This window comes from Methylobacterium sp. P1-11 (genome assembly GCF_008329595.1).
Lineage (GTDB): Bacteria > Pseudomonadota > Alphaproteobacteria > Rhizobiales > Beijerinckiaceae > Methylobacterium.
Genome location: NZ_NPKS01000024.1, coordinates 1 through 25,407, shown reverse-complemented (window position 1 = coordinate 25,407; position 25,407 = coordinate 1). Strand labels below are relative to the sequence as shown.

The following is a 25,407-nucleotide window of genomic DNA, read 5'->3' as shown; positions in this document are numbered from 1 at the left end:
TCAGGGGACCACGCCGCGGAGCGGCGCGGAGGCGTGCCGCTCGAAGCTCCAGCGGACCTCGACGTCCTCGGAGACGCGCAGATGCAGCACGATCTGATCGGTGCGGCGCGGCCCGGTCAGCCCCGAGAAGTAGACGCTCTCCTCAATGGCGATCTCGGCGTTCTCGGCGCTGAACACCCAGACCTCGCCGAGCGCCGAGGCGAGTTCCAGTCCCTCCGGAATGCTGCGCACCGCGATGCCGGGATGAAGGTGGAAGCGGATCGCCACATCCTGCGGGCGCAACCGCCGTCCCCGGCTCAGCCCCTTGCCCTGGCGCAGGAAGGCGTCGCGGCCCTCCAGGCGCGCCGCCACGTGGAACAGCTGCCAGCGGCGCTCGTGCACGATGCCGAAATCGGGGCCGTAGCCATCGTGCCGGGCCGCGAGGACGACGCTGTCGGCCTCTTCGGCCCGCTCGGCGGCCACGGCCGACGGGCCGCTCAGCACGACCGACCCGCGCCGGCGGATCAGCCAGTCGGCCAGGAGCCGCTCGCCCCACCAACCGGTCCGGGTGAGGAACCGGCAGGACGAGGCGTGGGCGACCGAAGCCGTGGAGTGGGCCGGCGTCGAGCGGGCGAGGAGGCGCAGATCCGCGCCACTCGCCGGCAGGCCGCAATTGACGACGATGCGCTGGGGTCCGCTCGACATCTCGAAGGCGAGGCAGCCCGCCCCGGCATTGACCGAGTACGGCAGCGGCGGGCTCGCGCCGACATCGGCCACGATCACGACCCGCCCCCCTTCCAGGCGCTCGTAGCCCGAATTCGGCGCGTGCATCAGCGGCCGGGCGAGCGCGCCGTCGTAGACCAGCAGGGTCGCGAGATGGTCCGCATCCGTGGCGCCCATGCCGTTGAAGTGGCTGAGCGAGGCGTCCGGGTGGCGCAGGAGCCGCAGCAGCGGCAGCATTCGATCGACGGCCCTGAGGAGCGCGAGCGGCGGCTCGACGCTGCGGCTGAGATAGCTCTGGCGCAGGGGCAGCAGGTCGAGGAGCAGTTCCATGGCGAAGCGCGGATCGCGGGAGCGATGGCCGCCATCGGTCAGGATCTGCCGGTCGAGTTCCCGCGTCAGGATGCGGGTGGCCCGTCGCAGGATCGGCTGGATACCGTCGCAGCACAGGCCCGCGTAGCAGAGCGCCACGGCGGCGTTCAGGCGCCATTGCGGTGGCACGCCCCGCCTCAGGTCGCGCTCGAGTTGCTGCGCGTTACGGCCGATCGCCTTGAGGAAGTTCTGGTAGAAACCGTGATCGGCGCCCTCCAGCACGAGGGGCGACTGGCACAGGAACGAGATCAGCCGCCGGGCCGCCACCGGCGTCTGCCGGGCGAGCGCCGCGTCGCCCCGGCCGGCGATGAAGTCGGCCACGAAGGCGCGAGCGTTGGCCCGGGCCAGCGCGGTGTCGGCCGCGCGCAGATGGCGCAGCCAGCCGAAGCCGTAGAGTTCGTCGGCCCATTCCGGCGAGGGCGCAGCGTAGTCGAAAGGCGAGCCGCCGCTCGCCGTGAGGGACCGACCGGCGAAGACGAACAACCCGGCATAGATGTCGTCCGCGAAGGTCGCGTCGGAGGTCCGAAGATCCTGGGGCGCGATCACCAATCCGGCGACCCGCATTCGGGCGAGGATGTCGGGCGAGGCGGTGACGCTGGCACCGGCGGCGCGGACGGCACGTGCGGCCTCGCGCGCGACGAGCCGATAGAAGCGCCAACGGTCAGGCCCCCAAGCCACGCGATCTCCGAGCTACGCGATCTCACAAGGCCCCAAGGCCTTGAGCCCTCGCGTACGAGGATCGGCTGGCACCCGTTCCGTAAGGCTAGAGGGGGCCTCTTAACCGGCGGTTTACGCTATGTCATGTCCGACGCCGTGAAGGCGAGCCACGGCGAGACACCGGACCGTCACCGCCGTGCGGCAAGAGCCAGAGCGGTCCTCAACCAGTCGGAGGACGGGACAGCTGCCGTCTCGACGCGATCGAGCGTGGCTCTAGCCTGGCATCAGCGCGGCGTCGAACGCCTGCAGGTTCGACCGCATCAGATCGAGATAGGTTGCAGCCGGGCCGTCCGGCGCCGACAGCGCGTCGGAATAGACCCTGCCGCCGATGCGGGCGCCGCCCTCGCGGGCGATCTGCTCCATCTGGCGCGGATCGCTGATGTTCTCGAGGAAGACCGCCGGGACGCGCTCCTTGCGGATCTGGCGGATGATCGTCGCCACGTCCCGTGGGCTCGCCTCACTGTCGGTGGAGACGCCCTGCGGTGCGATGAAGCGCAGGCCGTAGGCCGCCGCGAAGTAGCCGAAGGCGTCGTGGGTCGTGATGATCCGCCGCCGCTCCGGCGGAATGCGGGCGATCGCCGCCCGGACGTCGCGCTCCAGCATGTCGAGCTTGGCGAGGTACCCGGACGCGGCCTCCCGATAGGCTTCGGCATGGGCCGGGTCGACCTTGGCCAGCCCGTCCCGGATGTTCGCCACGTAGATCCGCACGTTGGCGACATCCTGCCAGGCATGGGGATCCACGGCGTGATCGCCGTGTCCGGGGTCGCGCTCCCCTGGCCCGTCCCCATGGGCGTGTTCGTCCTGCGCGGAGATCGGCTTCACCCCCGCGGAGGCGATGACCACCGGTGCGCGGGTGCCGGAGGCGCGGATCAATCGGTCGAGCCAGCCCTCCAGCCCAAGGCCGTTGACGAAGACGATGTCGGCTTCGACGAGCTTGCGCGCATCGGCCGGGGACGGGCTGAAACCGTGGGCGTCGGAATCGGGTCCGACCAGAGAAGCCACTGCGACGTGAGATCCGCCGACCTGCCGAACGAGGTCGCCCAGGATCGAGAAGGTCGCCACCGCCCGGACTGCCGCGGTCGCCGCGGCCGAAGCGGGACCAGCAAACCCGACCCACACGGACAGGATCGCGAGCGCCATGATCCGGAATGTTCTCGCCACGCCTCGCACCGCTCCACCTGCCCGCATGTTGGTCGCGCCAGCCACTAATGTAACATTGTTACATACACAAGCGGGATACATGCCGGGCGCGCTATGCGCCGTGTAAGACGCCGTCGCGGGCCGCGGCGTCCGGAGCGTAAGACGGAGATTCCTATGTCGCGACGTATGACGGCGGCCATCCTGGTGAGCGGGGCCCTCGGGCTGGGACTCGCCGGCGCGGCCCTTGCGCGTGACCACGGGGCCGAGGGCTTCCGCGGCCACGGACGCTGGAGCGCGCTGACCCCCGAGGACCGGGCGGCCTTCACGGATGCCCGCATCGCCGCCCTGCATGCCGGCCTTAAGCTCACGCCCGACCAGGAGAAGCTGTGGCCGCCGGTGGAAGCGGCGATCCGCGACATGGCCAAGCTGCGCGCGCAGCGCCGCGAGGCGCTGCGCGACCGCCCCAGATTCAGCGACGACGCCCCGGCGGCGCTGCGGGCGATGGCCGATGCGGCGACCGCGCGCGGCGAGGCCCTGCGCAAGCTCGCCGACGCGTCGCAGCCGCTCTACGCCAGCCTCGACCAGGACCAGAAGCGGCGCGCCATGATCCTCGCCCGACCCATGGGTGGGCATCGTCACGGCGGCTGGCATCACGGTCCGGACGGCGACCGCGGACCGCATGCGCGTGACGACGACCGCTGACCAAAAGCCTTGATCCGCAGCTGCGATAGCGGCACACCGCAGCCGCGGATCCTGCCCGAGGGCGCCCCTGATCCGACCCGGTAGGTTTCATGGCGCGCCTTCCCGGCGACACGGCTCCCCTCCTCGTCCGGCTCTGGCGCACCTGGCTCTACCCGCACCGGGCGACGCTGGCCGTGGTGCTGGTGCTGATCGCGCTGGTGGGCGCCTCGACAGGGCTCTACCCGGCTCTGATCAAGGCTGCCTTCGACGCCTTCGACCGCAAGGACGCGGCGGCCATCGCGTACGGGCCGCTGGTGGTGATCGCGGTCACGGCCACACGCGGCTTCGCCCTCTACGGCCAGACGGTGCTGACCAACCGTGTGGTTACCCGGGTCGAGGCCGACATGCAGGCGGCGCTCTTCGGCCACCTGATCGACTCGGATCTGGCCCAGCTCGGCCGCGAGAGTCCGGCGGCCCTCACCCAGCGCTTCACCACCGACTTCGCCTTCATCAAGGAAGCGCTGACCCGCATCTCGACCGTGCTCCTGCGCGACATCGCCATGCTGGTCGGGCTGGTGGCGGCGCTGATCTGGATGGATCCGGTGCTGACCCTGGTGGCCGGCATCACGGTGCCGTTCGTGGCGGGGCCGATCGGGCGGATCGGCAAGAAGCTCCGGCGGGTCTCGACCTCGACGCAGGAGCAGATGGGCGCCACCGCCAGCCTCATCTCCGAGAGCCTGCAGGGCGCCCGCGTCGCCAAGACCTACGCGATGGAGACCTACCTGAAGGGCCGCGCCGCCGAAGCCCTCGACGAGGTGCGCCGCCTCAAGATGAAGGCAGCCAATGCCCGCGGCCGCCTCGACCCGTTGCTGGAGATCGGCGGCGGCATCGCGGTGGCCGGCGTGCTGGTGCTGGTCGGGCAGCGGGTCCTCGCGGGAGAGAAGACGGTCGGCGACTTCACGGGCTACGTGGCGGCGCTGCTCCTCGCCGCCCAGCCGGCCCGGGCGCTTGGCAATCTCAACGCCATCCTTCAGGAGGCGGCGGCCGCACTGCGGCGCTACTTCGACGTGATGGACGAGGCGGCTGAGATCCGCGAGGCACCGGATGCGCGGCCGTTGACGGTCACCGCCGGCGCGATCCGCTTCACAGGCGTCCATTTTCGCTACCGGCCGGACGCGCCGGCGCTGGAGGGGATTGACCTCACGGCTCCGCCGGGCTCCGTCACGGCACTTGTCGGGCGCTCGGGCTCCGGCAAGTCCTCCCTGCTGAATCTCGTGCCGCGGCTCTACGACGTGACCGAGGGCGCCGTGACCATCGACGGGCGGGACGTGCGTGGCGTGACCCTCGCGTCGCTGCGCGCGGCCGTGGCGGTGGTTTCGCAGGATGTGGTTCTCTTCGACGACACGATTGCCGCCAATATCGGATTCGGCCGGCCGGGAGCGACGCGCGCCGAGATCGAGGCGGCCGCCTCCGCCGCCGCAGCCCACGGCTTCGTGACAGCGCTGCCGGAGGGCTACGCGTTCCGAGTCGGGCCCGGCGGCGGCCGGCTTTCCGGCGGCGAGCGCCAGCGGGTGGCCCTCGCCCGCGCCTTCCTCAAGGACGCGCCGATCCTGCTCCTCGACGAGGCGACCTCGGCGCTCGACTCTGAATCAGAGCGTCTGGTTCAGGAGGCGCTGACCCGGCTGATGCGCGGCCGCACCACCCTGGTGATCGCCCACCGCCTCTCGACCGTACGCGACGCCGATCAGATCGCCGTGATGGATGCGGGCCGCGTGATCGAGGTCGGACGGCACGACGACCTGCTCGCAGCCGGCGGCGCCTATGCGCGCCTGCACCGGCTGCAGCTGTCGGAGCCGGCGACCGTCGAGTGACTCGCATGTGCGGCGACGCCGTCATGCGCCGGCTCCGTAGATTCGCGCGCCGGAGCGCGCCATAAGGGCCTCAGTCGATGAGGACCACACCGTGAGCGACCTGACGTTCGAGATCCAAAGTCATCCCGCGCCGCGGACCGCCGAGGAGCGGGCCGCGCTGATGGCGAATCCTGGCTTCGGCAAGGTGTTCACCGATCACATGGTGGTGGCGCGCTACTCGGCCGGCCGGGGCTGGCACGACGCGCGGATCCAGGCGCGCGAGGCGATTCCGCTCGATCCCGCCTCCGCGGTGCTGCACTACGCGCAGGAGATCTTCGAGGGGCTGAAGGCCTACCGGACCGCCGATGGCGGCGCCGCGCTGTTCCGGCCAGACGCCAACGCCCGCCGCTTCCGCCGCTCGGCCGAGCGCATGGCGATGGCGCCCTTCCCCGAGGACGCCTTCGTGGAGGCGATGCGGCGGCTCGTCGAGATCGACCGCGCCTGGATCCCTGACACGCCGGACGGCAGCCTCTATCTCCGCCCGTTCATGATCGCCAGCGAGGCCTTCCTCGGGGTCAAGCCGGCCTCCGAATACCTGTTCGTGACGATCGCCTCGGCTGTGGGCTCGTACTTCAAGGATCCGACCGGGACCGTCACCGTGTGGGTCTCGGAGCACTTCACCCGCGCGGCGCCAGGCGGCACGGGCGCGGCCAAGTGCGGCGGCAACTACGCCGCCAGCCTCGCGGCGCAGTCGGAAGCGGCAGCCCAGGGCTGCGAGCAGGTTGTGTTCCTCGACGCGGTAGAGCGCCGCTACATCGAGGAACTCGGCGGCATGAACGTGTTCTTCGTCTTCGAGGACGGCACGCTGGTGACGCCGCCCCTCTCGGACAGCATCCTGCCCGGCATCACTCGCGACTCGGTGATTACCCTGGCGCGTGAGGCTGGTCTCTCCGTGAAGGAGGAAGCCTACACGATCGACGCGTGGCGTACCGACGTGCGGGAAGGCCGCCTGACCGAGGCCTTCGCCTGCGGCACCGCCGCGGTGATCACGCCGATCGGGACCGTGAAGGGCCGGGAAGAGAGCTTCACCATCGGGAACGGCAAGGCCGGGCCGGTGGCCCAGCGGCTGCGAAGCCTGCTGGTGGACATCCAGCGGGGCAACTCCAACGATGCCCATGGCTGGTTCCAGAAGGTGTTTTAGGATTTCTCATCCGCCTGCACGGGCGGCGCACGCTGTCGGTTCACCCCGGCTCGGGCGTGAAACCTGCCGCGAGCCTTCCCTCCCCCTTTGCAGGGGAGGGTGAGGCGCGCATGACCGTCGCGGCCGCCCACCACACGGACCCGCCTGTCGGCCCCTGGAGCCCGGGCGTCCGGTCCGATCTGCCCTCCGCCTTCCTGCCTCTGGTCACCGTCTACCGGCCGGACCATGTCGAAACGCCGCTCCGCGACGCCCTGGACCTGAGCGACCTCTGCGGGCTGCCCGCCCGCCAGCTGACCCGGTTCCGGGCCGGTCGCCTCGTCGTCCACGAGGTTCTGATCCGGGTCATGTCGGACTTGTCCGTGCCGGTGGGCGCGGTCTACGCCGATCTGGGCGTGAACTTCCGAGCCATCGTCGCCACGATCCTGCGCGAGGGGATCGAGCCTCGTCTCGGCGAGGTCGAGGCCGCCCTCGCCGGGATCCGCGCCGAGGCGGATGCGGTGCTCGCCCGAGAAGTCTCCGCCATTCTGGAGGATACACCGGCCCCGCCCCCGCCCGAGCCGCGCTGGCTCGATCGGATCCTCGGGCGCCGACCTCCGGTGGCCGAAGCGCCGCGCGAGGATCTCGCGACCCGGGCCCTGTACCACCTCGAATCCTGGCAACGGCGGGCCGCCGCGTCCGGCGACGGTTTGGAGATTGCCGCCTGCGAGGCCCTCCGCACCGTGATATCCGGCCTCATCGCGCGACAGAACGCCGTCATCCGGGATCCTGTCCTGTTGCGGACGATCGCGGGAACGCTGGTCTCGAACGGCTATGGCAGCCGACGCATCGGCGAGCAGATCGAGCCCTGGATCGCTGCGGTGGTGGAGGCGCAGAACTACCGCCGGCTGGCGCCGCAGGATCATCCTGTGGTGATGAACGTGAAAGGCGCCTCGGCCTCCGGCAAGAGCACGATCCGCCCCTACCAGCTCGGCCTCGCCAAGCGCCTCGGTATGGCGTGGTCCGACTTCGCGGTGATCACACCCGATGTCTGGCGCAAGTATCTCCTCGACTACGACAGCCTCGGACCGGCCTCCCGCTACGCCGGGACGCTGACGGGTTACGAGGTCGAGATCATCGACATGAAGCTCGACCGCTACGTCACCCGCAAGGCGGCGGAGCGGCGGATCTCGAACCTGCTGATCGACCGCTTCCGGTTCGACAGCTTCCAGGCCGAGGCAGGCTCCGACGGCGGCGGCCAGTTGCTCACCCGGTTCGGCGACCGGGTCTACATGCAGTTCATGGTCACGCCTCCGGCCGACACCGTGGAGCGGGCGTGGAAGCGGGGCGAGCTGTTCGGCCGATACAAGGCGGTGGAGGACCTGCTGGCCCACAATGTCGAGGCCTATACCGGCATGCCGCGCCTGTTCTTCAACTGGGCGCTGGCTCGGGACAAGCAGGTGGTCTGCGAGTTCCTCGACAACAGCGTGAAGCTCGGCGAGCGCCCGCGCACCATCGCGTTCTGGGCGGACGGGATCCTCAACATCCTCGACGTGAAGGGGCTGATCGACATCGACCGCTTCCGGAAGGTCGACATCTTCGCCCGTAGCCCGGAGGCGGTCTTCAAGGGCGCCGACCTCTCGGCATCCGCCAACACCACCTTCCTGCGCGAATGCCTGCGCCGAATGACGATCGTCCGCTTCGTTCAGGCCGAGACCGGCCGGGCCATCCTGCGCCTCGAGCGCGGACGGATCACGGCCCTGGATCCGAGCACCCTGGCGGCGGTAAAGGAGGGACCGGAATGGGTGGCCGCCTGCGCGCTCATCGGCTTTCCGGCTGATCCGGCCTCGATCCCCGCGCTCGATGAAACGCTGAACCCGGCTGACGCGCCGACGCTCGGTGCCTGGGGCCCGATTCCCCAGGCTGAACAAGCGGAATAATATCGCCGACCTGACAGTTCATCTCGTCCGTCTCACCCTGGTATATTGCATACCTGGAACGGATGTGCATGATCATCGGTGGACGAGAGACGCCGCCACAGTAAGGCCGCGCCGCCTACGAGAGAGGCTCAGGGATGGAACGCCAGGATTCGCCGGCGGCGAAATGGTGGCAGCTCGCCTTCGGCGTGATCTGCATGGCCATGATCGCCAACCTTCAATACGGGTGGACATTGTTCGTCGACCCGATCGACCAGCGCTACCATTGGGGGCGCGCGGCGATCCAGCTCGCCTTCACGCTGTTCGTCGCCACCGAAACGTGGCTGGTGCCGGTCGAGGCATGGTTCGTCGACCGCTACGGCCCGAAGATCGTGGTGGCCTTCGGCGGCGTGATGATCGCCCTGGCCTGGACGATCGATGCCTACGCCGACAGCCTGTTCCTGCTGTATCTGGGGGCCGTGATCGCCGGTATTGGCGCCGGTTCCGTCTACGGCACCTGCGTGGGCAACGCGCTGAAGTGGTTTCCGCATCGCCGCGGTCTCGCCGCGGGCGCCACGGCGGCCGGGTTCGGCGCGGGCGCGGCCATTACGGTGGTGCCGATCGCCCGGATGATCGCCTCCAGCGGCTACCAGGACGCCTTCCTGTATTTCGGCATCGGCCAGGGCGCCGTTGTGCTGGCTCTCGCCTTCCTGCTGCGCAAGCCGTCGACGAGCACGCCGATTCAGCGCAAGAGCACCCGCCTGCCCCAGACCAAGGTCGACCGCAGCCCCCGCGAGGCGGTGCGCACCCCCGTCTTCTGGGTCATGTACGTCATGTTCGTGATGGTCGCGTCCGGCGGCCTGATGGCGGCGGCGCAGATCGCACCGATCGCCCACGACTTCCAGGTGGCCGGCGTGCCGGTGAGCCTCTTCGGCCTCCAGATGGCCGCGCTGACGCTGGCGATCTCCCTGGACCGCATCTTCGACGGGTTCGGACGGCCGTTCTTCGGCTTCGTCTCCGACCATATCGGCCGCGAGAACACGATGTTCATCGCCTTCTCGACGGCGGCTCTGGCGGTGATCGTGCTGCTGACCTACGGGCACAATCCGATGGTCTTCGTGCTGGCAACCGCGGTCTATTTCGGGGTGTTCGGCGAGATCTACTCGCTGTTCCCGGCAACCTGCGGTGACACGTTCGGCTCGAAATACGCCGCCAGCAATGCCGGTCTGCTCTACACCGCCAAGGGAACCGCGGCCTTCCTCGTGCCCTTCGCCAGCCTGATCTCCACCGCCTACGGCTGGTCGGCCGTGTTCACGTTGATCATCGTCCTCAACGTCACGGCGGCAGCCCTGGCCATGTTCCTGCTTCGCCCGATGCGGGCCCGCTATCTCGCCGCCGCTGAGCACCCGGCGACTCTGGCCACACAACCGATCCGGGCGGTCTGACTGCCCGACCCGACGACCACGCGACGGACGCGCAACCCCACGGATCTCCCATTCCTCCCCCTCATCCTGCGGCGACGACGCGAAGCGGAGGCCTCGAAGGAGGGATCCGGACATCGCAGAGGCCTCCGGAGAACGCCTTCGAGGCCCGCCGAGGCGGGCACCTCAGGATGAGGGCGGAGGATGGGAGATCCCTCGAGCCTGACGGCGCCGAGCGCCACCTCAACCGACACCAACCCTTCGGAGACCCTGCCATGACCGCCCTGGCCAAGATCGTGCACACCACACCCGAGGTCGAGGCAGAGCCGGACCTGACCGACGGCTTCCACCTCGTGATCGACGCGCTCAAGCTCAACGGCATCGAGACGATCTACGGCGTCCCGGGCATCCCGATCACCGATCTCGGCCGCATGGCGCAGGCCGAGGGGATGCGGGTGATCTCGTTCCGTCACGAGCAGCATGCCGGCAACGCCGCGGCGATCGCGGGCTTCCTGACCCAGAAGCCGGGCATCTGCCTCACCGTGTCGGCCCCGGGCTTCCTCAACGGCCTGACGGCGCTCGCCAACGCCACCACCAACTGCTTCCCGATGATCCTGATCTCGGGCTCGTCCGAGCGCGAGATCGTCGACCTGCAGCAGGGCGACTACGAGGAGATGGACCAGCTCGCCATCGCCAAGCCTCTGTGCAAGGCGGCCTTCCGGGTGCTGCACGCGGCCGACATCGGCATCGGCGTCGCCCGCGCCATCCGCGCCGCCTGCTCGGGCCGTCCGGGCGGCGTCTACCTCGACCTGCCCGCCAAGCTGTTCTCTCAGGTGATGGACGCCGAGGCCGGCCAGAAGTCGCTGGTCAAGGTGATCGATCCGGCGCCCGCCCAGCTCCCCGCCCCCGAGGCGATCGCGCGCGCGCTCGACGTCCTGAAATCCGCCCGCCGGCCGCTGATCGTCCTCGGCAAGGGCGCGGCCTACGCGCAGGCCGACGACGCCATCCGTTCGCTGGTCGAGACCAGCGGCATTCCCTACGTGCCGATGAGCATGGCCAAGGGCCTCCTGCCCGACACCCACCCGCTCTCGGCCGGCGCGGCGCGCTCGACGGCGCTGAAGGACTCGGACGTGGTGCTGCTGATCGGCGCCCGGCTGAACTGGCTGCTGTCGCACGGCAAGGGCAAGAGCTGGGGCGAGCCGGGCTCGACCAAGTTCATCCAGATCGACATCGAGCCCCGCGAGATGGACTCGAACGTCGAGATCGTAGCCCCGGTGGTCGGCGACATCGCCTCCTGCGTGCAGGCACTGCTCGACGGCATGGGCAAGGGCTGGCAGCAGCCCCCGTCCGACTGGATCGAGACGCTCAAGACGAAGCGCGAGGCGAACATCGCCAAGATGGCGCCGAAGCTCATGAGCAACGCCTCGCCCATGACCTTCCACGCCGCGCTCGGCGCGCTGCGCACCATCGTCAAGGAGCGGCCGGACGCGATCCTGGTCAACGAGGGCGCCAACACCCTCGACCTCGCCCGCGGCATCATCGACATGTACCAGCCGCGCAAGCGCCTGGACGTCGGCACCTGGGGCATCATGGGCATCGGGATGGGCTTCGCGGTGGCGGCCGCGGTCGAGACCGGCAAGCCGGTGCTCTGTGTGGAAGGCGACAGTGCCTTCGGCTTCTCCGGCATGGAAGTGGAGACGATCTGCCGGTACGGGCTGCCGGTCTGTATCGTGGTGTTCAACAACAACGGTATCTACCGCGGCACCGACACCGATCCGACCGGCCGCGACCCGGCCACGACGGTGTTCGTGCCGGATTCCCGCTACGACCGGATGATGGAGGCCTTCGGCGGCGTCGGCTACCATGTGACCACGCCGGACGAGCTGACCCGCGCGGTCAACGAGGCGATGAATTCGGGTCGCCCCGCGCTCGTGAATGCCGTCATTGACCCGGCCGCCGGCAGCGAGAGCGGCAACATCGGCAGCCTCAACCCGCAGAGCGGCATCAAGAAGAAGAAGTGAGCGTGGCGGGCCAAAGCCCCTGACCTGAATACTTTGACGGCCGGATCGCTCAGCGGTCCGGCCGTTTCGATGCGGACGCACTGTGATGCGCCCCCACGATCCGCGAACCTCAATGGTCCGTATCGAGCCCAGCCAGCCCTCTGCGGGCTCGGGGCGGGTCTCCTCTCCCGCACGAGAGAAGGGGCGGGTCGCGCTCTCCATGTGCCGAGCAGGCGACATCGAGGGCGTCGCAGAGGGGGCGAGGCGTTGTGCCCGCTGACACCCCCGAGGCCCGCGCGCCTTCTTCGGCTCACGACGTGACGTGACAGAGCAAGCCAGGAAGGTCCCGCCATGATCGATCCCGACCTCGCCGGCCGCCTGTATTTCCGCCATCGGCTGCCCGGCCGCGAGCCGCTGCCGCCGGGTCGGCACGATCTCGGCCTCTTTGCCGAGCGCGACGCGGTGCTGGTGGTCCCCGAGGGACTCGATCCGCACCGCCCCTGCCCGCTCGTGGTGCTGTTTCACGGTGGCGGCGGCAGCGCCGCGCGCATCCTGCCGATGCTGGAGGGCCACGCCCGCGACGAGCGCTTCCTGCTCCTCGTCCCGCAATCGCTGTTTCCGACCTGGGATATCGTCATCGCCGGCCACGGGCCGGACAGGGAGCGGGTCGGGACGGCGCTGGCTCACGTGGCGGACCGGTTCCTGCTCGATCCGGGGCGGCTCTGCTTCGCCGGCCATTCCGACGGCGGGAGCTACACGCTCTCGCTGGGGCTCGCCAACGGCGACGTGGCCAGCCATCTGATCGTCTCGTCGGCCGGATTCCTGTCGGTCCATCTGCAGGTCGGCGCGCCCAAGATCTTCCTGTCGCACGGCACGCAGGATGAGCAGATCCCGATCGACCGGAGTGCCCGGCTCCACGTGCCGGCTCTGCGCGAGGCCGGCTATCCGGTTACCTATGTCGAGTATGACGGGCCGCACGCCCACCAGCCGGCCGTGGTGGCGCAGGCGGTCGCGTTCTTCCTGGCCGATCCGTCCGACGACCTCTGAGGCTCAGGCCAGGACGGCCCGGGCGGGAGCGCGGCTGCGGGCCGGGGTTTCAGGCGCGTCGGCCTCGGACAGGAGCGCCGGGATCAGGTCCGTCTGCGAGACGATCCCGACGAGACGCCCGTCGGCGTCGACAACCGGCAGATGGTGCAGCCCTGCCTCCGACATGCGCGGCACCAGCGCGGCGATGGGCGTATTGGGACCGACCGGGTCAACCGCGCTCATGATGTCGGCGGCGCAACCGTGAGGCGCGCGACCCCGCTCGGCGGTGAGGCGCAGGCGGCGGCCGAGGCCGAGGCGCGGCCCGGCCTGGTCCCAGGCGGCCTTGTCGAGGAGATCGGTCTGCGTGACGATGCCGAGGACGCGCGCGCGCTCGTCGGTCACCGGAAGCGCCTTGATCCGGTGGCGGCGCAGCAGCCGCAGGGCCTCGGCGAGCGGCGCGTCCGGCGCTACGGCGATCACGTCGCGGGACATGATCGCCGCGCAGGTGATCGGTCCCGAGCGGCGGCCATAGACGCGCATCTGCACGCGCCGCAGAATCTGCTCCAGGTCACTCCGGTCAACGTCGAGGAGCTGGTCGAAATCCTCCAGCGCGGCGTCGAGGTCCGAGGCCCGGAAGCCTACCCGAGCACCGGAGGGCGGGTCGGCCGTCCGGGGCCCGGCCGGGCGGAGGTGCGGGTAGGCGCGCCCCGTCAGATTGTTGAACAGCAGGGCGGTGGCGAGCAGCAGGAGCGAATTGGCCGCGACCGGCCAGAGTACGAAGCCGTAGCCGAGTTCCCGGATCGCGGGCCCGCCGAGGACCGCCGTCAACGCCACGGCCCCGCTCGGCGGGTGCAGGCAGCGCAGGGCCATCATCAGGGCGATCGCCAACCCGATGGCGCAGGAGGCGGCCACGAACGGGTCGGCGATCCAGGACGCCGCCGTGATACCCACGATCGCCGCCACGATGTTGCCACCGAGGATCGACCAGGGCTGAGCCAGGGGGCTCGCCGGCACGGCGAAGAGCAGCACCGCCGAGGCCCCCATCGGGGCGATCAGCACCGGGAGTGCGTCGGAGCCCACAGAGGCGCGACAGACGAGACCGGTCGCCAGGATCCCCACCAGGGCACCGGCCGCGGAGCGCAGGCGCTCGCGCTTGCTGACAGGTGTTAGCTCCGGCAGGAAACGGCTGAGGAATACGCGCATCGGTTCTGGGGCTCGCACATGAAAAGGACGGCGCTGGCGGGGCGCCGTCCTGTCTCAGGAAAGCAGAGGTCGCACGCTCTCTATCAGACCGCGCGGGCCTCGTGCATCGCCCGGATCTGCTCCGGCGTGTAGCCCAGATCTGCGAGTACCTCATCGGTGTGCTCACCGAGCAGCGGTGAGGCCTTCACCTCCACCTTCATGTCGGAGAACTTGATCGGGCTTCCGACGGTCAGGTACTTGCCGAGCTTCGGGTGCGCCACCTCGACGACGGTACCGCTCTCGCGCAGAGACTTGTCCTCAGCGATCTCCTTCATCGACAGCACCGGCGCGCAGGGGATGTCGTAGGTGCGCAGGATGTCCACCGCCTCGAACTTGGTCTTGTCGGCGAGCCATTCCTCGATCGTCTTGAAGATGTCGAAGATCTTGTCTTGCCGGGCGCGGGGGGTGTTGTACGCGGGATCGGTGATCCACTCTTCCCTACCGAGAACCTTGCAGATCGGCGCCCAGGCGTGGCCCTGGATCGTGAAGTAGATGTAGGCGTTCGGGTCGGTCTCCCAGCCCTTGCACTTCAGCACCCAGCCCGGCTGGCCGCCGCCGCCCGCGTTGCCGCCGCGCGGCACCACGTCGGAGAACTCGCCGTGGGGGTATTGCGGGTACTCCTCGAGATAGCCGAGGGCGTCGAGGCGCTGCTGGTCACGGAGCTTCACCCGGCAGAGGTTGATCACCGAGTCCTGCATCGACACGGCGACCTTCTGGCCCTTGCCGGTCTTGTTCTTCTGGTGGAGCGCCGTGAGGATGCCGATGGCGAGGTGCATGCCGGTGTTGGAATCGCCGAGCGCGGCGGCGCTGACGGTGGGCGGCCCGTCCCAGAAACCGGTGGTCGAGGCGGCACCGCCCGCGCACTGGGCGACGTTCTCGTAGACCTTCAGGTCCTCGTAGTGGTGACCGTCCGAGAAGCCCTTTACCGAGGCGAGGATCATGCCGGGGTTCAGCTCCTGGATGCGCGCCCAGGAGAAGCCCATCCGGTCGAGGGCGCCAGGGCCGAAATTCTCGACCATGACGTCGGAATCCTGGATGAGCTTCTCGAGGACTTCCTTGCCGGCCTGGGTCTTGGTGTCGAGGGTGAGCGAGCGCTTGTTGGAGTTCAGCATCGTGAAATAAAGCGCGTCCGCGTCCTCGACGTGGCGCAGCTGGGTCCGGGTCACGTCGCCGGCGCCGGGACGCTCGACCTTGATCACGTCGGCGCCGAACCACGCGAGCAGCTGCGTGCAGGCGGGCCCGGCCTGGACGTGCGTGAAGTCGATGATCTTGATGCCTTCCAGCGGCTTGCTCATGTGGCGTTCTCCCTGTGCGGTTGGGTGATCGGGACCTTCGGATCGTCCGACGGGCTCAAGGCGTCCGGCGGCTCGGATCCGAGGAGGTTTCGAGGTCGGTCACGCGTTGGCGCAGGCGCTTCTCCTCGGCCCAGCGCTCAGTCTCGTCGCGGATCACCGCAACAATCCCGGTCACGTCGCCGGAGGCGTCTCGCACCATCCCCACCGTGAAGGCGATGGAGAGCTGATGGCCGTCCTTGTGGAGCGCCGGCACCCTCAGGGTCTCCGCCCCGTAGCGGGTAACGCCAGTGCGCATGGTCTTCGCGTAGCCGTCCCAATGACGGCGTCGGTGCCGCTCGGGCGTGATGAGATCGAGGGTCTGTCCCAGCGCCTCGGCGGCGGTGAAGCCGAAGATGCGCTGGGCGGCCGGGTTCCAGACCGTGATGGCGCCGTCCGGATCAGACACGACCACGGCGTCTCCGATGGCTTCGGCCAGCCCAGAGAGATCGAACTGACCGGGCGCGGCCTGGGTCGGCCCGGTCGCGGTCATCGACGGCAACCGGCCAGCGGCACCGACATGGTCCGCGCCGCAGCACTCCGAAGCCTTCTCATGTGCAGCGGCCCTTCCTGAACGTCGCTCGCAGGAGCGGCGGTAAAATTCCGGTCTGCCATCCCCGGAGCGCCGGTACCGGCCACAACGGTTGGTATTTGGTATGCCAAATGGGAAATGCCGTCAACAGACGGGGTGACAGGTGGAACTTTTCTTCAAGTCGGGGCGCGGCGATCCGCACCCGCCTTGGGCTCTCGACGCGTCCGTCCGAACCGTGCGGCTCAGCCCGAGAAGCGGCTCATCTCCTTCTCAGATTTGCCGCTTTCCACGAGCAGGAGGTCGTTCCTCAGGCACCTCGGACCGGCGGTTCGGCGAACCGCCCTGGAGACCATTTCGGTGATCCGTTTCGAGAAAGTCAGCAAGGTTTACCGCACGGAGGGTCACCGGCGGACCATCCTGGAGCAGGTTTCGTTCACCCTGAAGCCGGGCGTTTCCTACGGCATTCTCGGCATCAACGGCGCCGGCAAGTCGACCACGATGCGACTCATCGCCGGGACCGAGGACGCGACGCGGGGCAAGATCCATCGCGGTCTTCGGGTCTCCTGGCCCCTCGGCTTCGCCGGCGGCTTCCATCCCAAGATGACCGGGCGTGACAACGTCACGTTCGTGGCGCGCATCTACGGAGAGGACCCGCGCCGGGTGCTCGACTTCGTCGAGGATTTTTCGGAGCTGGGAAGCTACCTCGACGTGCCGATCTACACGTATTCGTCTGGCATGGGCGCACGGCTCGCCTTCGGCATGAGCATGGCGATCCCGTTCGATTGCTACCTGATCGACGAGATCACCTCCGTGGGCGACGCCCGGTTCTCCAAGCGCTGCGACGAGGTCTTCTCGCAGCGTCGCAAGAACGCGGACATCATCATGGTTTCGCACTCCATGGAGACGATCCGGCAGTGGTGCACGCAGGGACTGGTCCTGCTCAACGGCCGCGCGATCATCTACGAGGACGTGAACGACGCCATCGAGGTCTACCGACGCCTCAACGCCTGAGCGTGCGGCGGCGACCAGGCCCAGACGACATGCTTTTGCCGCGTCGCCATGCGAGAGGCCATCGGCGCGCGCCAGGCGGCGTCGTCGAGATCCTGGTGACGGATCGATCTTCGGGGCCGGGGAGGCCGGGAATCAGGCCATGAACATGGAGATCCGGAAGGCCGAGGGGCAGCCGGTCACGCCCGCCGACCGCCAGCAAGCGATCAGCGAGTCGCTGCGGCAGATCGCGCGCATGTCGCGCTTCGCTGACCGCAGGAAGGGCATCCGGTCCTATCAGGCCGATGTAAAGAACGATCCCTGGATCCCGATCCTGTTCGTGATCTGCTTCCTGCTGCCGACGCTGGCCGGGGCGGCCTATTACGGCCTGATCGCCTCGGACCGCTACGTCACCGAGGCGCGGTTCGCGATCCGCCCGGCTCTCGGAGCCTCCGACAAGGGCTCCTCGGAGACAGGCGGGACCAACTCCGGCATGGCGAATCAGATGGTGGCGCAGGACACGCTGATCACGCGCGAATTCATCCTGAGCCGGCCGATGCTTGAGATCCTCGAGGCGGAGCTGCCGCTGCGCGCGTGGTTCAGCAAGGATTCGGTCGATTATTTCTCGCGGTTCGACCCCGAGAAGCCGATCGAGAAGTTCCTGCGCTACTGGAAGCGCCGCGTGGGCGTCGAGGTCGAGGCCGGCTCCGGCATCATGTCGGTCGAGGTCGAGGCCTTCGACCCGGAAGAATCCCTCGCCATCGCCAAGGCGATCATGAAGGAGGCCGAGCGCAAGGTGAACGACCTCAGCGTCAAGTCGCGCGAGGATGCCGTCGCCGAGAGCACGCGCGAACTCCAGCTCGCCCAGGAGCGCATGACCAAGATCCGCCTCGCGACGCGCGATCTGCGCAACCGCGAAGGCGTGCTCGACGCGCAGAAGACGAACGACATCAACGTCAAGATGATCGCTGAAATGCGGGCCTCGCGCATCAACCTCGCGCTCCAGCTCGCGATCGGGCAGCGCGACCTCGGCCCCGATGCGCGCCGGATCGTCGATATCAAACAGCAGATCAAGGATATCGACGAGAACATCGCCCAGATCGAGCGGCAATCCGCCAGCCAGGATCCCGACCAGAAGCGCCGGCTCTCGGATGCGCTGACGCGGTTCGAGATCCTGGAGAATGATCGGAAGAATGCCGAGAAGTATTACCAGCAGGTTCTGACCGCGCACGAGCGGGCCCGGATCATCGCGGCCCGGCAGATCGAGTTCTTCAGCCCGATCGTCGAGCCCGTGAAGGCGGAATCCTCCACCGAGCCGCGGCGGCTCCTGATGATCGGTCTGATCACCGCGGGCGCAGGCCTCCTGTTCGGAGCCGCGATGTTCGCCCGGAAGATGATGAGCTGACTCCCGTCACGCGAGGCTGCCCCATTATGATGGGCAGCCTCGTGTCAGAGGCCGGAACCGCGGCCCGGGCCGCCTGCCGCCGGGCCGATCGTACCGCCGGACCAGCCTTGCGCCCGCCAGCCCTCGGCGCGCTCGTCGATGTCGATCGATCCCGCATGGTCCAGGATGGCCAGTACGCCGTCGGCCCGGGACTCATCGGCCCGGACCGTCACGAGGGTCCCACCCCGTCGCACGCCCTCGGCGTAGGTCTCGGCCTCGTCGGCACTGAGACCTGCCGCCGTCAGGCCGCCGATCAGGCCTCCGGCCGCGGCTCCGACCCCGGCCCCGGTCACGGCCGCCACGAGCCAGCCCGCCGCCACCACCGGACCGAGCCCCGGAATGGCCAGGAGGCCGAGGCCGGCGAGCAACCCTGCGCCGCCCCCCAGCACCGTGCCCACGGTGGCCCCGGTACCGGCGCCATCCGTCGGGTCCGTTGGTCGGGTGACGGCAGCGCCGGGCGCCGGCGGCGGAGCCGCGGCATCGGGGCGGTTCGAGATGATGCTGATCTCGGCATGGGGGATTCCGGCCGCCTCCAGCCGGTCCACCGCGCCTGCGGCGGCTTCATAATCCTCGAACAGGGCGGTCAGGACGCGCACAGCCATCGACGTCTCCCGGAATCGTGGGCCGGAGCCCGGTTCTATGGCGCCGTCGCGGACGGCCCGGCACCGGGCGCGGACGGGGCCCGGATCGGCGCACCAGCCGTCCGGTCAAGCGGTCGCGGCGGCGCGGGTTCCCGACGTCGCCAAGCCCATCTTAACGCTGCGCTAACCATACACCCGGCAGATCTTGCCGGGTACGTCCCAGGCAAGTCCCGGGCGAACGGCAGCGGGTGGGATCGATGGCAGAGACGGCAAGCGCGCCGGCACAGACGGGGGCGGCGGCGGTCCTCGGCCAGCTGACGCTGCCGACGCGCGGTGATCTCCACGCGCTGACGAAGCGGTCGGACCTGCTGTTCGCCACCGGCGTTCTGGGGATCCTGGCGGTCCTCATCTTTCCGCTGCCGGCGATCCTGCTCGACCTGCTTTTGGCCGTCTCGATCATCATGTCGGTGCTGATCATGATGACCGGCCTGTCGATCGACAATCCGCTGGAATTCACCGTCTTCCCGACGCTGCTGCTCATCGCCACGATGCTGCGGCTCGCCCTCAACCTCGCCTCGACCCGTCTGATCCTCGGGCATGGCCACGAGGGGACGGCTGCGGCCGGCCACGTCATCGAGGCCTTCGGCCACTTCGTGATGGGCGGCAATTTCGTGATCGGGATCATCGTATTCGCGATCCTGATCATCGTGAATTTCGTCGTGATCACGAAGGGCTCGGGCCGCATCGCCGAGGTCGCGGCCCGCTTCACCCTCGACGCGATGCCGGGCAAGCAGATGGCCATCGACGCCGATCTCTCGGCCGGCCTGATCGACGAGAAAGCCGCGAAGGCCCGGCGCGCCGCGCTCGAGGAGGAATCCTCCTTCTTCGGCGCCATGGACGGCGCCTCGAAATTCGTCCGCGGCGACGCGGTGGCGGCCCTGTTGATCACCTTCATCAACGTGGTCGGCGGCATCATCATCGGGGTGGCCCAGCAGGGCTTGAGCTTCGGCGAGGCCGCCAAGAGCTACACCCTGCTGACCATCGGCGACGGTCTCGCGAGCCAGGTTCCGGCGCTGATCGTCTCGACGGCAGCGGGCCTGCTGGTCTCCAAGGCCGGCGTGCGCGGCGCCGCCGACAAGGCGCTCGGCAAGCAGCTCGCGCATTATCCCAAGGCGCTCGGCATGTCGGCGGCGGTGATGCTGCTGATCGCGCTCTTGCCCGGCATGCCGATGCTGCCCTTCGTGCTGCTCGGCGGCGGCGCCGGCTACGCGGCGTGGCGCATCAACAAGACCGCCAAGCTGGCGCCGCCCCTCGACGCCCAGGGCGTCCCGATGGATGCGGCCGCCGTGGCGGCGGCGAGCGTCGCCAAGGAGGAGACGGTCACCGACCTACTCAAGCTCGACGACTTGAAGCTCGAAATGGGCTACGCGCTCCTGGCCCTGGTTAATGGTGAGGGCCAGGATCGGCTCACCGATCAGATCAAGGCTCTGCGCCGCCAGCTCGCCGCGGAACTGGGCTTCGTGATGCCGTCGGTGCGCATCCTCGACAACGTCCAGCTCGACGCCAACGCCTATGTGGTGCGGGTGAAGGAGATCGAGGCCGGAACCGGACGGATCTTTCCGGGCCAATTCATGGCGATGGACCCGATGGGCGGTCAGGTCCAGCTGCCCGGCCAGCACATGCTGGAGCCGACCTTCGGCCTGCCGGCAACGTGGATCGACGCCGCCCTGCGCGACCAAGCCCAGCTCAAGGGCTACACGGTGGTGGATGCCGCCACAGTCGTGTCGACGCACCTCACCGAGATCATCAAGGCCCACGTCTCCGAACTGCTCAACCACGTCGAAGTCTCGAAGCTGCTGCGCGAGCTGCCCAAGGAGCACGGCGACCTGCTCAAGGAGATCGTGCCCTCGCAGATCTCCACCACCGGTATCCAGCGGGTCCTGCAGTTCCTGCTCGCCGAGCGGGTCTCGATCCGCGATCTCGGGGCGATCGTGGAGGCGATCGCCGAAGTGGCGGGCGGGGTGAAGAACCCCCGCGACGTGGTCGAGCACGTCCGCGCCCGCCTGGGGCGGCAGATCTGCGCGCAGTATCAGGACCAGAACGGCATGCTGCCGATCATCACCCTGTCGCCGGCCTGGGAGCAGGCTTTCATGGAATCGATCGTGGGCGAGCGGGACGAGCGCTACCTCGCGATGCAGCCCTCGAAGCTCAGTGAATTCGTCACGGCGGTGCGTGACCGCTTCGAGACGGCGGCTCGCCAGGGCGAGATGCCCGTGCTCGTGACCTCCGCGCAGACGCGGCCCTTCGTGCGCTCGATCATCGAGCGCTTCCGCCGCGAAACGCCGGTGATGAGTCAGGCCGAGATCCACCCGCGCGCGCGGCTGCGGACGGTGAATTCGATCTGAGGGCCGACAGGGAATCGCGACGCCCGCGCCGGTCCCGGCTCATCCTTTGAATCAGGCCCGCCGGGCTGCGCCGCTCAGGCCACCGGATTGAACGGCAGGCGTCCGGCCGCCGGCCCGGGCGCAACGCAATGACCGCCGAGCAGCGTGCCGTCGGAAGCCAGGGCGCGGACCGGATCGCTGCGCGCCGCCCGCAGAGACGGCGTCGCGACGCATCAGATCGCCTTCTGCTTCAGCTCGCGTTCCATCTCGTGGGCGTCGAGGCCGGGAACGATGACCGGCGGCTCCGGCACCGGGCCGGGCTTGGCGCCGTTGGCCGCCGAGCCGATCGCCGCGGCCAGCCGCGAGCGCTCGAAGGCGATCACCACGATCACCGAGATCAGCGCCGGGAGCCAGAAATAGAAGATCCGGAAGATGATCACCGCCGCGATGATCGCGTCCTTCTGCGCCTCGTCGGTGATGTGCATCGCGGTGATGAACACGATCTCGAAGACGCCGAGGCCACCCGGCGCGTGCGAGGCCAGCGCGACCGAGAACGAAGCCAGGAAGATCGCCAGAACCGGAATGAAGCCGGGATTCATCGCCTCCGGCAGGGCGAAGTAAATGATGCCCGCAGCACCCAGAAGCTCTAGCGGCGCCGCCAGCAGCTGGCGCCCCATGATGCCGGGTCGGGGGTATTCGAGCTTGAACGACCGGATGTGCAGCGGGCGCAGGTGCAGGATCGAGCCGATCACGTACAGGCCGACGAAGCCCAGCATGCAGATGCCGACGGTCAGCGCGGTCTTTGGATCCGTGAGGAAGCCCGGCAGCCTGCCCTCGAGCCGCGTCAGCAGAGTCGGATCGACTACCAGCGTGAAGCCACCGAGCAGGACGGTGCCGAGGAAGAACGTGAAGGAACAGAGAGCCACCAGCACGGCGACCTGCGCGGCCGTCAGGCCCTTGGCCGTGTAGGCCCGATAGCGGACCAGGGCACCGGAGAAGACCGAGGCGCCGATATTGTGCGAGAGGGCGTAGGTCGTGAAGGAGCAGAGCGAGACGAACAGCCAAGAGATGTGGCGGACGCCCAGATGCAGCAGGGCGATCCGGTCGTACCAGGCGAGCGCCGCATAGGCGACCAGGGTCGAGAGCGCCGCCAGCAGGATCCGACGCGGCGGGATTGCCAGGATCGCGGCCCAGATCGCCGAAAGCGAGGTCGTCTTCAGTTCCTGGTAGAGGAAGTAGCCCGATACCACGACGGCCGCGAGGCCGATCATGGGCCAGATGAACTCGCTGATCTTCTTCATGAACACCGACGCCCTGGGGAGAGCCCCTGATGCGCCGGCACGCGACGCGCTGCAAGCGGCATCGCACCGCCGCGATCCCCCTTGTCAGGTGATCGTGACGGTTTCGTGCCGCGCGTACCTGACGGCAGGTCCGGCGGTCCGCTTCAGCCCCGGGCGCGGTTCAGGCCGATCCCGTCCATGGCGGCCTGATCCCGAGCCGATTCGGCGGCCCGCTCGGCGGAGCGCTCGCGATCGTTCAGGATCTCGACCTTCTTGAGTTCCTCGAACGCCTCGCCGAGCTCGGCTTTCGCCTCGGCGAGTTGACCTTCGAGGGCCTGGGCGGACTGGATCATGTTGTCCCGGCGGGTCGCCGCCGCCCGGGCATAGGTCGGATAGGCGAAGTGACCGACGTCGGTGATGCCGGCCCGCGCCTCCTCGACGGCGACCTCGCGATCGAGTTCCACCGCCATGCGCTGGAAATCGGCCATCATCATCTCGATCTGGGTCACGCGCCGGCGCTTCTCATCGACCTGGAAGCGGCGCAGGCGGATCAGCGTGTCACGCGATTTCATCAGGACGCTCACTCCACGCAACGCTCGAGGCCGCGTCCGGGATCATGCCCGGACCGAGCCTATGCGCGAGCCTGCCGACGGCAGACCCGCCCGGATCCCCTATGCACCATGGGGATCGCCGAAGCGTTACCGCCGCGACGCATGGTGCTCACGCCCCGCCGATGATCTCGGAGAGCCGTGCGTAACCATCGCCGATGGACGTTGCTTCTTCCTTACTCTGCCCCAGAAAAGCCTCAAGATGGGGCATGAGCGCCACCGCCTCGTCCACCTCCTGGGAGGAGCCGGCCCGGTAGGCGCCGAGGCGGATCAGCTCCTCCATGTCGGCGTAGGTCGACAACACCCGCCGCGCGCGCCGCACCACCGGCAGATAGGCCGGGTCGCAGGAGCGCGGCATGGTCCGGGAGACCGAACGAAGCACGTTGATCGCCGGGTAGCGCCCGCGCTCCGCGATGGCGCGCTCCATGACGATGTGGCCGTCGAGGATGCCCCGCACCGCGTCGGCTACGGGCTCGTTGTGGTCGTCGCCCTCGACCAGTACGGTGAACAGGGCCGAGATCGTCCCCTGCCCCACGCCGGGACCGGCCCGTTCGAGCAGGCGCGGCAGCTCCGAGAACACCGTCGGCGTGTAGCCCTTGGCGGTCGGCGGTTCGCCGGCGGCGAGGCCGATGTCGCGCTGGGCCATGGCGAAGCGCGTGATCGAGTCGATCATGCACAGGACCTTGGCGCCCTGATCGCGGAAATACTCGGCGACCGACAGGGTCACGTAGGCCGCGTTCCGGCGCATCAGGGCCGGCTCGTCGGAGGTCGCCACCACCACGACCGAGCGCGCCAGGCCGGCAGCGCCGAGATCGTCCTGAAGGAATTCCTGCACCTCGCGGCCGCGCTCGCCCACGAGACCGATGACCGCCACGTCGGCGGCGGTGTAGCGGGCCAGCATCGATAGCAGGACCGACTTGCCGACCCCGGATCCGGCGAAGATGCCCATGCGCTGGCCGGCGCACATCGTCAGGAAGGTGTTGATGCACCGGATGCCGAGATCCAGCGGGCCGCCCACCCGCGTGCGCGCATGGGCGGGCGGCGGATCCGCGCGCAGGGAATAGACGTCGCCGCCCTGCGGCAGCGCGCCGAGTCCATCGACCGGTCGCCCCAACGCGTCGATCACCCGGCCGAGCCAGGCGTTGGAGGGGCGGATCGCGCCGGCCGATTCGTCGCGCACATAGGCGGGACAGCCACGCCGCACGCCCTCGAGCGAGCCGAACGGCATGGCCAGCGCCCGGTCGCCCTGGAAGCCGATGACCTCGCAGGGGACCAGGCCGTGGCCGTTGGCGCCCTCGACATCGACCCGCCCCCCGAGCCGCATCGCCGCCACGGGCCCGGCGACCTCGACCAGCAGGCCGCGGATCGCCACGACCCGGCCGAAGGTCTCCAGCACCTCGATCCGCTCCAGGGCGGCCCGCGCCGCGGCGAGGGAAGCAACGGATCTTGCCGGATCCTGTGTCATCGGCCTGGCTCTCAACGCTTCGTTTACCGGCCTCCTTAACACTGCGGGTCACGGGCTCGTAGCGGCTCGATCCGGGTAGCGGCCACGGCCGCGCCCGACGAAGTCGTACCGGTGTGTCTCACAGACAACACCGGGGATCGAATCGTTACGGAGGAAGTACTTACGCCGAAGGGGGCGAGCGGCCTGGACGGAGGCGGACTGGAATCGGGGCCGAGGGCGGGGCCGGAGGAACGCAGTTTCTCCTGTCAAGCTCGCGGAACTTCGAACGAGACGCTTGCGGGTAGGAATCAGGTTTTGTTAACGATTAATCCATAGCGTTCCACGTCAAGAGCGACGGAGCGCCCGTCCACAGGCCGGTGGCGGGCGAAGGCTGGGACGTGTCTGCGCGCTGATGCGGCCGGCGGGGCTGGGGACCGACGATGCGGGTACTTTTGATCGAGGACGATAGCGCGACCGCGCAGAGCATCGAGCTGATGCTCAAGTCCGAGAACTTCAACACCTACACCACCGATCTCGGGGAAGAGGGTGTCGATCTCGGTAAGCTCTACGACTAC

At 68.9% G+C, this 25,407-nt stretch carries 19 protein-coding genes and 1 pseudogene; 11 read left to right on the top strand and 9 right to left on the bottom strand.

What is annotated here, in order from left to right:
• Together CIW48_RS22130 and CIW48_RS22125 are read right to left on the bottom strand one after the other, a co-directional pair.
• Positions 1 to 1,749, bottom strand: a complete 1,749-nt coding sequence (locus tag CIW48_RS22130; RefSeq protein ID WP_149312685.1) for a heparinase II/III family protein — start codon at positions 1,747 to 1,749, stop codon at positions 1 to 3.
• Positions 1,750 to 2,001: 252 nt separating this feature from the next.
• Positions 2,002 to 2,928: a metal ABC transporter substrate-binding protein gene (locus tag CIW48_RS22125; protein ID WP_149312731.1), complete on the bottom strand. Its 927-nt coding sequence runs from the start codon at positions 2,926 to 2,928 to the stop codon at positions 2,002 to 2,004.
• 174 nt (positions 2,929 to 3,102) lie between these two features.
• Between CIW48_RS22125 and CIW48_RS22120 the strand changes: the two genes are divergently transcribed.
• From CIW48_RS22120 to CIW48_RS22090, 7 genes are all read left to right on the top strand, one after another.
• Positions 3,103 to 3,630 (top strand): Spy/CpxP family protein refolding chaperone, encoded by a 528-nt coding sequence (locus CIW48_RS22120; RefSeq protein WP_149312684.1) that lies wholly within the window; start codon positions 3,103 to 3,105, stop codon positions 3,628 to 3,630.
• A gap of 89 nt (positions 3,631 to 3,719) precedes the next feature.
• Positions 3,720 to 5,480, top strand: coding sequence for an ABC transporter ATP-binding protein (locus CIW48_RS22115; RefSeq protein WP_149312683.1), 1,761 nt, complete (start codon positions 3,720 to 3,722; stop codon positions 5,478 to 5,480).
• A gap of 91 nt (positions 5,481 to 5,571) precedes the next feature.
• On the top strand, positions 5,572 to 6,660 hold the full coding sequence (locus CIW48_RS22110; protein ID WP_149312682.1) for a branched-chain amino acid aminotransferase: 1,089 nt from the start codon (positions 5,572 to 5,574) through the stop codon (positions 6,658 to 6,660).
• A gap of 110 nt (positions 6,661 to 6,770) precedes the next feature.
• Complete coding sequence (locus CIW48_RS22105) at positions 6,771 to 8,576, top strand: hypothetical protein (RefSeq protein WP_149312681.1); 1,806 nt, start codon at positions 6,771 to 6,773, stop codon at positions 8,574 to 8,576.
• A 134-nt stretch (positions 8,577 to 8,710) separates the two neighbouring features.
• A complete protein-coding gene (gene oxlT / locus CIW48_RS22100) occupies positions 8,711 to 9,997 on the top strand; it encodes an oxalate/formate MFS antiporter (RefSeq protein ID WP_149312680.1) in 1,287 nt (428 codons plus the stop codon).
• A 251-nt stretch (positions 9,998 to 10,248) separates the two neighbouring features.
• Positions 10,249 to 11,994, top strand: a complete 1,746-nt coding sequence (gene oxc / locus CIW48_RS22095) for an oxalyl-CoA decarboxylase (protein ID WP_149312679.1) — start codon at positions 10,249 to 10,251, stop codon at positions 11,992 to 11,994.
• A 330-nt stretch (positions 11,995 to 12,324) separates the two neighbouring features.
• Complete coding sequence (locus tag CIW48_RS22090; RefSeq protein ID WP_149312678.1) at positions 12,325 to 13,020, top strand: esterase; 696 nt, start codon at positions 12,325 to 12,327, stop codon at positions 13,018 to 13,020.
• 3 nt (positions 13,021 to 13,023) lie between these two features.
• Here CIW48_RS22090 and CIW48_RS22085 read toward each other — a convergent pair whose 3' ends face one another.
• From CIW48_RS22085 to CIW48_RS22075, 3 genes are all read right to left on the bottom strand, one after another.
• Positions 13,024 to 14,202: an HPP family protein gene (locus CIW48_RS22085; RefSeq protein WP_149312677.1), complete on the bottom strand. Its 1,179-nt coding sequence runs from the start codon at positions 14,200 to 14,202 to the stop codon at positions 13,024 to 13,026.
• Between the two features lie 83 nt (positions 14,203 to 14,285).
• Positions 14,286 to 15,536, bottom strand: coding sequence for a formyl-CoA transferase (gene frc / locus CIW48_RS22080; protein ID WP_091786431.1), 1,251 nt, complete (start codon positions 15,534 to 15,536; stop codon positions 14,286 to 14,288).
• Positions 15,537 to 15,591: 55 nt separating this feature from the next.
• Complete coding sequence (locus tag CIW48_RS22075; RefSeq protein ID WP_149312676.1) at positions 15,592 to 16,065, bottom strand: PAS domain S-box protein; 474 nt, start codon at positions 16,063 to 16,065, stop codon at positions 15,592 to 15,594.
• A gap of 396 nt (positions 16,066 to 16,461) precedes the next feature.
• On the opposite strand from CIW48_RS22075, the gene CIW48_RS22070 reads away from it, so the two are divergent.
• Together CIW48_RS22070 and CIW48_RS22065 are read left to right on the top strand one after the other, a co-directional pair.
• Entirely contained in the window at positions 16,462 to 17,115 is a 654-nt protein-coding gene (locus CIW48_RS22070; protein ID WP_091786424.1) for an ABC transporter ATP-binding protein, read from the top strand.
• Between the two features lie 139 nt (positions 17,116 to 17,254).
• A complete protein-coding gene (locus CIW48_RS22065; protein WP_149312675.1) occupies positions 17,255 to 18,496 on the top strand; it encodes a capsule biosynthesis protein in 1,242 nt (413 codons plus the stop codon).
• Between the two features lie 44 nt (positions 18,497 to 18,540).
• Here the strand turns inward: CIW48_RS22065 and CIW48_RS22060 are convergent, their stop codons facing one another.
• Positions 18,541 to 19,137 (bottom strand): hypothetical protein, encoded by a 597-nt coding sequence (locus tag CIW48_RS22060; RefSeq protein WP_149312674.1) that lies wholly within the window; start codon positions 19,135 to 19,137, stop codon positions 18,541 to 18,543.
• A gap of 236 nt (positions 19,138 to 19,373) precedes the next feature.
• On the opposite strand from CIW48_RS22060, the gene flhA reads away from it, so the two are divergent.
• Positions 19,374 to 21,521, top strand: coding sequence for a flagellar biosynthesis protein FlhA (flhA, locus tag CIW48_RS22055; protein WP_149312673.1), 2,148 nt, complete (start codon positions 19,374 to 19,376; stop codon positions 21,519 to 21,521).
• A gap of 212 nt (positions 21,522 to 21,733) precedes the next feature.
• Here flhA and CIW48_RS22050 read toward each other — a convergent pair whose 3' ends face one another.
• The 3 genes from CIW48_RS22050 to fliI all read right to left on the bottom strand — a co-directional run bounded on the left by CIW48_RS22050 (position 21,734) and on the right by fliI (position 24,853).
• Positions 21,734 to 22,801, bottom strand: coding sequence for a lysylphosphatidylglycerol synthase domain-containing protein (locus tag CIW48_RS22050; protein WP_149312672.1), 1,068 nt, complete (start codon positions 22,799 to 22,801; stop codon positions 21,734 to 21,736).
• A gap of 143 nt (positions 22,802 to 22,944) precedes the next feature.
• On the bottom strand, positions 22,945 to 23,352 hold the full coding sequence (gene fliJ / locus CIW48_RS22045) for a flagellar export protein FliJ (protein WP_091786594.1): 408 nt from the start codon (positions 23,350 to 23,352) through the stop codon (positions 22,945 to 22,947).
• Positions 23,353 to 23,500: 148 nt separating this feature from the next.
• Positions 23,501 to 24,853 carry a flagellar protein export ATPase FliI gene (gene fliI, locus CIW48_RS22040; RefSeq protein WP_091786409.1) on the bottom strand — a complete coding sequence of 451 codons (1,353 nt, stop codon included), beginning with the start codon at positions 24,851 to 24,853 and terminating at the stop codon, positions 23,501 to 23,503.
• 419 nt (positions 24,854 to 25,272) lie between these two features.
• Here fliI and CIW48_RS22035 point away from each other — a divergent pair.
• Positions 25,273 to 25,407: pseudogene (locus CIW48_RS22035) on the top strand (DNA-binding response regulator); the annotation flags it as partial.

Coding starts and splice junctions, on each gene's coding strand:
- CIW48_RS22125 (WP_149312731.1), bottom strand. CDS start 2,928: ATGGCGCTCGCGATCCTGTCCGTGTGGGTCGGGTTTGCTGGTCCCGCT.
- CIW48_RS22120 (WP_149312684.1), top strand. CDS start 3,103: ATGTCGCGACGTATGACGGCGGCCATCCTGGTGAGCGGGGCCCTCGGG.
- CIW48_RS22115 (WP_149312683.1), top strand. CDS start 3,720: ATGGCGCGCCTTCCCGGCGACACGGCTCCCCTCCTCGTCCGGCTCTGG.
- CIW48_RS22105 (WP_149312681.1), top strand. CDS start 6,771: ATGACCGTCGCGGCCGCCCACCACACGGACCCGCCTGTCGGCCCCTGG.
- oxlT (WP_149312680.1), top strand. CDS start 8,711: ATGGAACGCCAGGATTCGCCGGCGGCGAAATGGTGGCAGCTCGCCTTC.
- oxc (WP_149312679.1), top strand. CDS start 10,249: ATGACCGCCCTGGCCAAGATCGTGCACACCACACCCGAGGTCGAGGCA.
- CIW48_RS22090 (WP_149312678.1), top strand. CDS start 12,325: ATGATCGATCCCGACCTCGCCGGCCGCCTGTATTTCCGCCATCGGCTG.
- CIW48_RS22085 (WP_149312677.1), bottom strand. CDS start 14,202: ATGCGCGTATTCCTCAGCCGTTTCCTGCCGGAGCTAACACCTGTCAGC.
- frc (WP_091786431.1), bottom strand. CDS start 15,536: ATGAGCAAGCCGCTGGAAGGCATCAAGATCATCGACTTCACGCACGTC.
- CIW48_RS22075 (WP_149312676.1), bottom strand. CDS start 16,065: ATGACCGCGACCGGGCCGACCCAGGCCGCGCCCGGTCAGTTCGATCTC.
- CIW48_RS22065 (WP_149312675.1), top strand. CDS start 17,255: ATGAACATGGAGATCCGGAAGGCCGAGGGGCAGCCGGTCACGCCCGCC.
- CIW48_RS22060 (WP_149312674.1), bottom strand. CDS start 19,137: ATGGCTGTGCGCGTCCTGACCGCCCTGTTCGAGGATTATGAAGCCGCC.
- flhA (WP_149312673.1), top strand. CDS start 19,374: ATGGCAGAGACGGCAAGCGCGCCGGCACAGACGGGGGCGGCGGCGGTC.
- CIW48_RS22050 (WP_149312672.1), bottom strand. CDS start 22,801: ATGAAGAAGATCAGCGAGTTCATCTGGCCCATGATCGGCCTCGCGGCC.
- fliJ (WP_091786594.1), bottom strand. CDS start 23,352: ATGAAATCGCGTGACACGCTGATCCGCCTGCGCCGCTTCCAGGTCGAT.
- fliI (WP_091786409.1), bottom strand. CDS start 24,853: ATGACACAGGATCCGGCAAGATCCGTTGCTTCCCTCGCCGCGGCGCGG.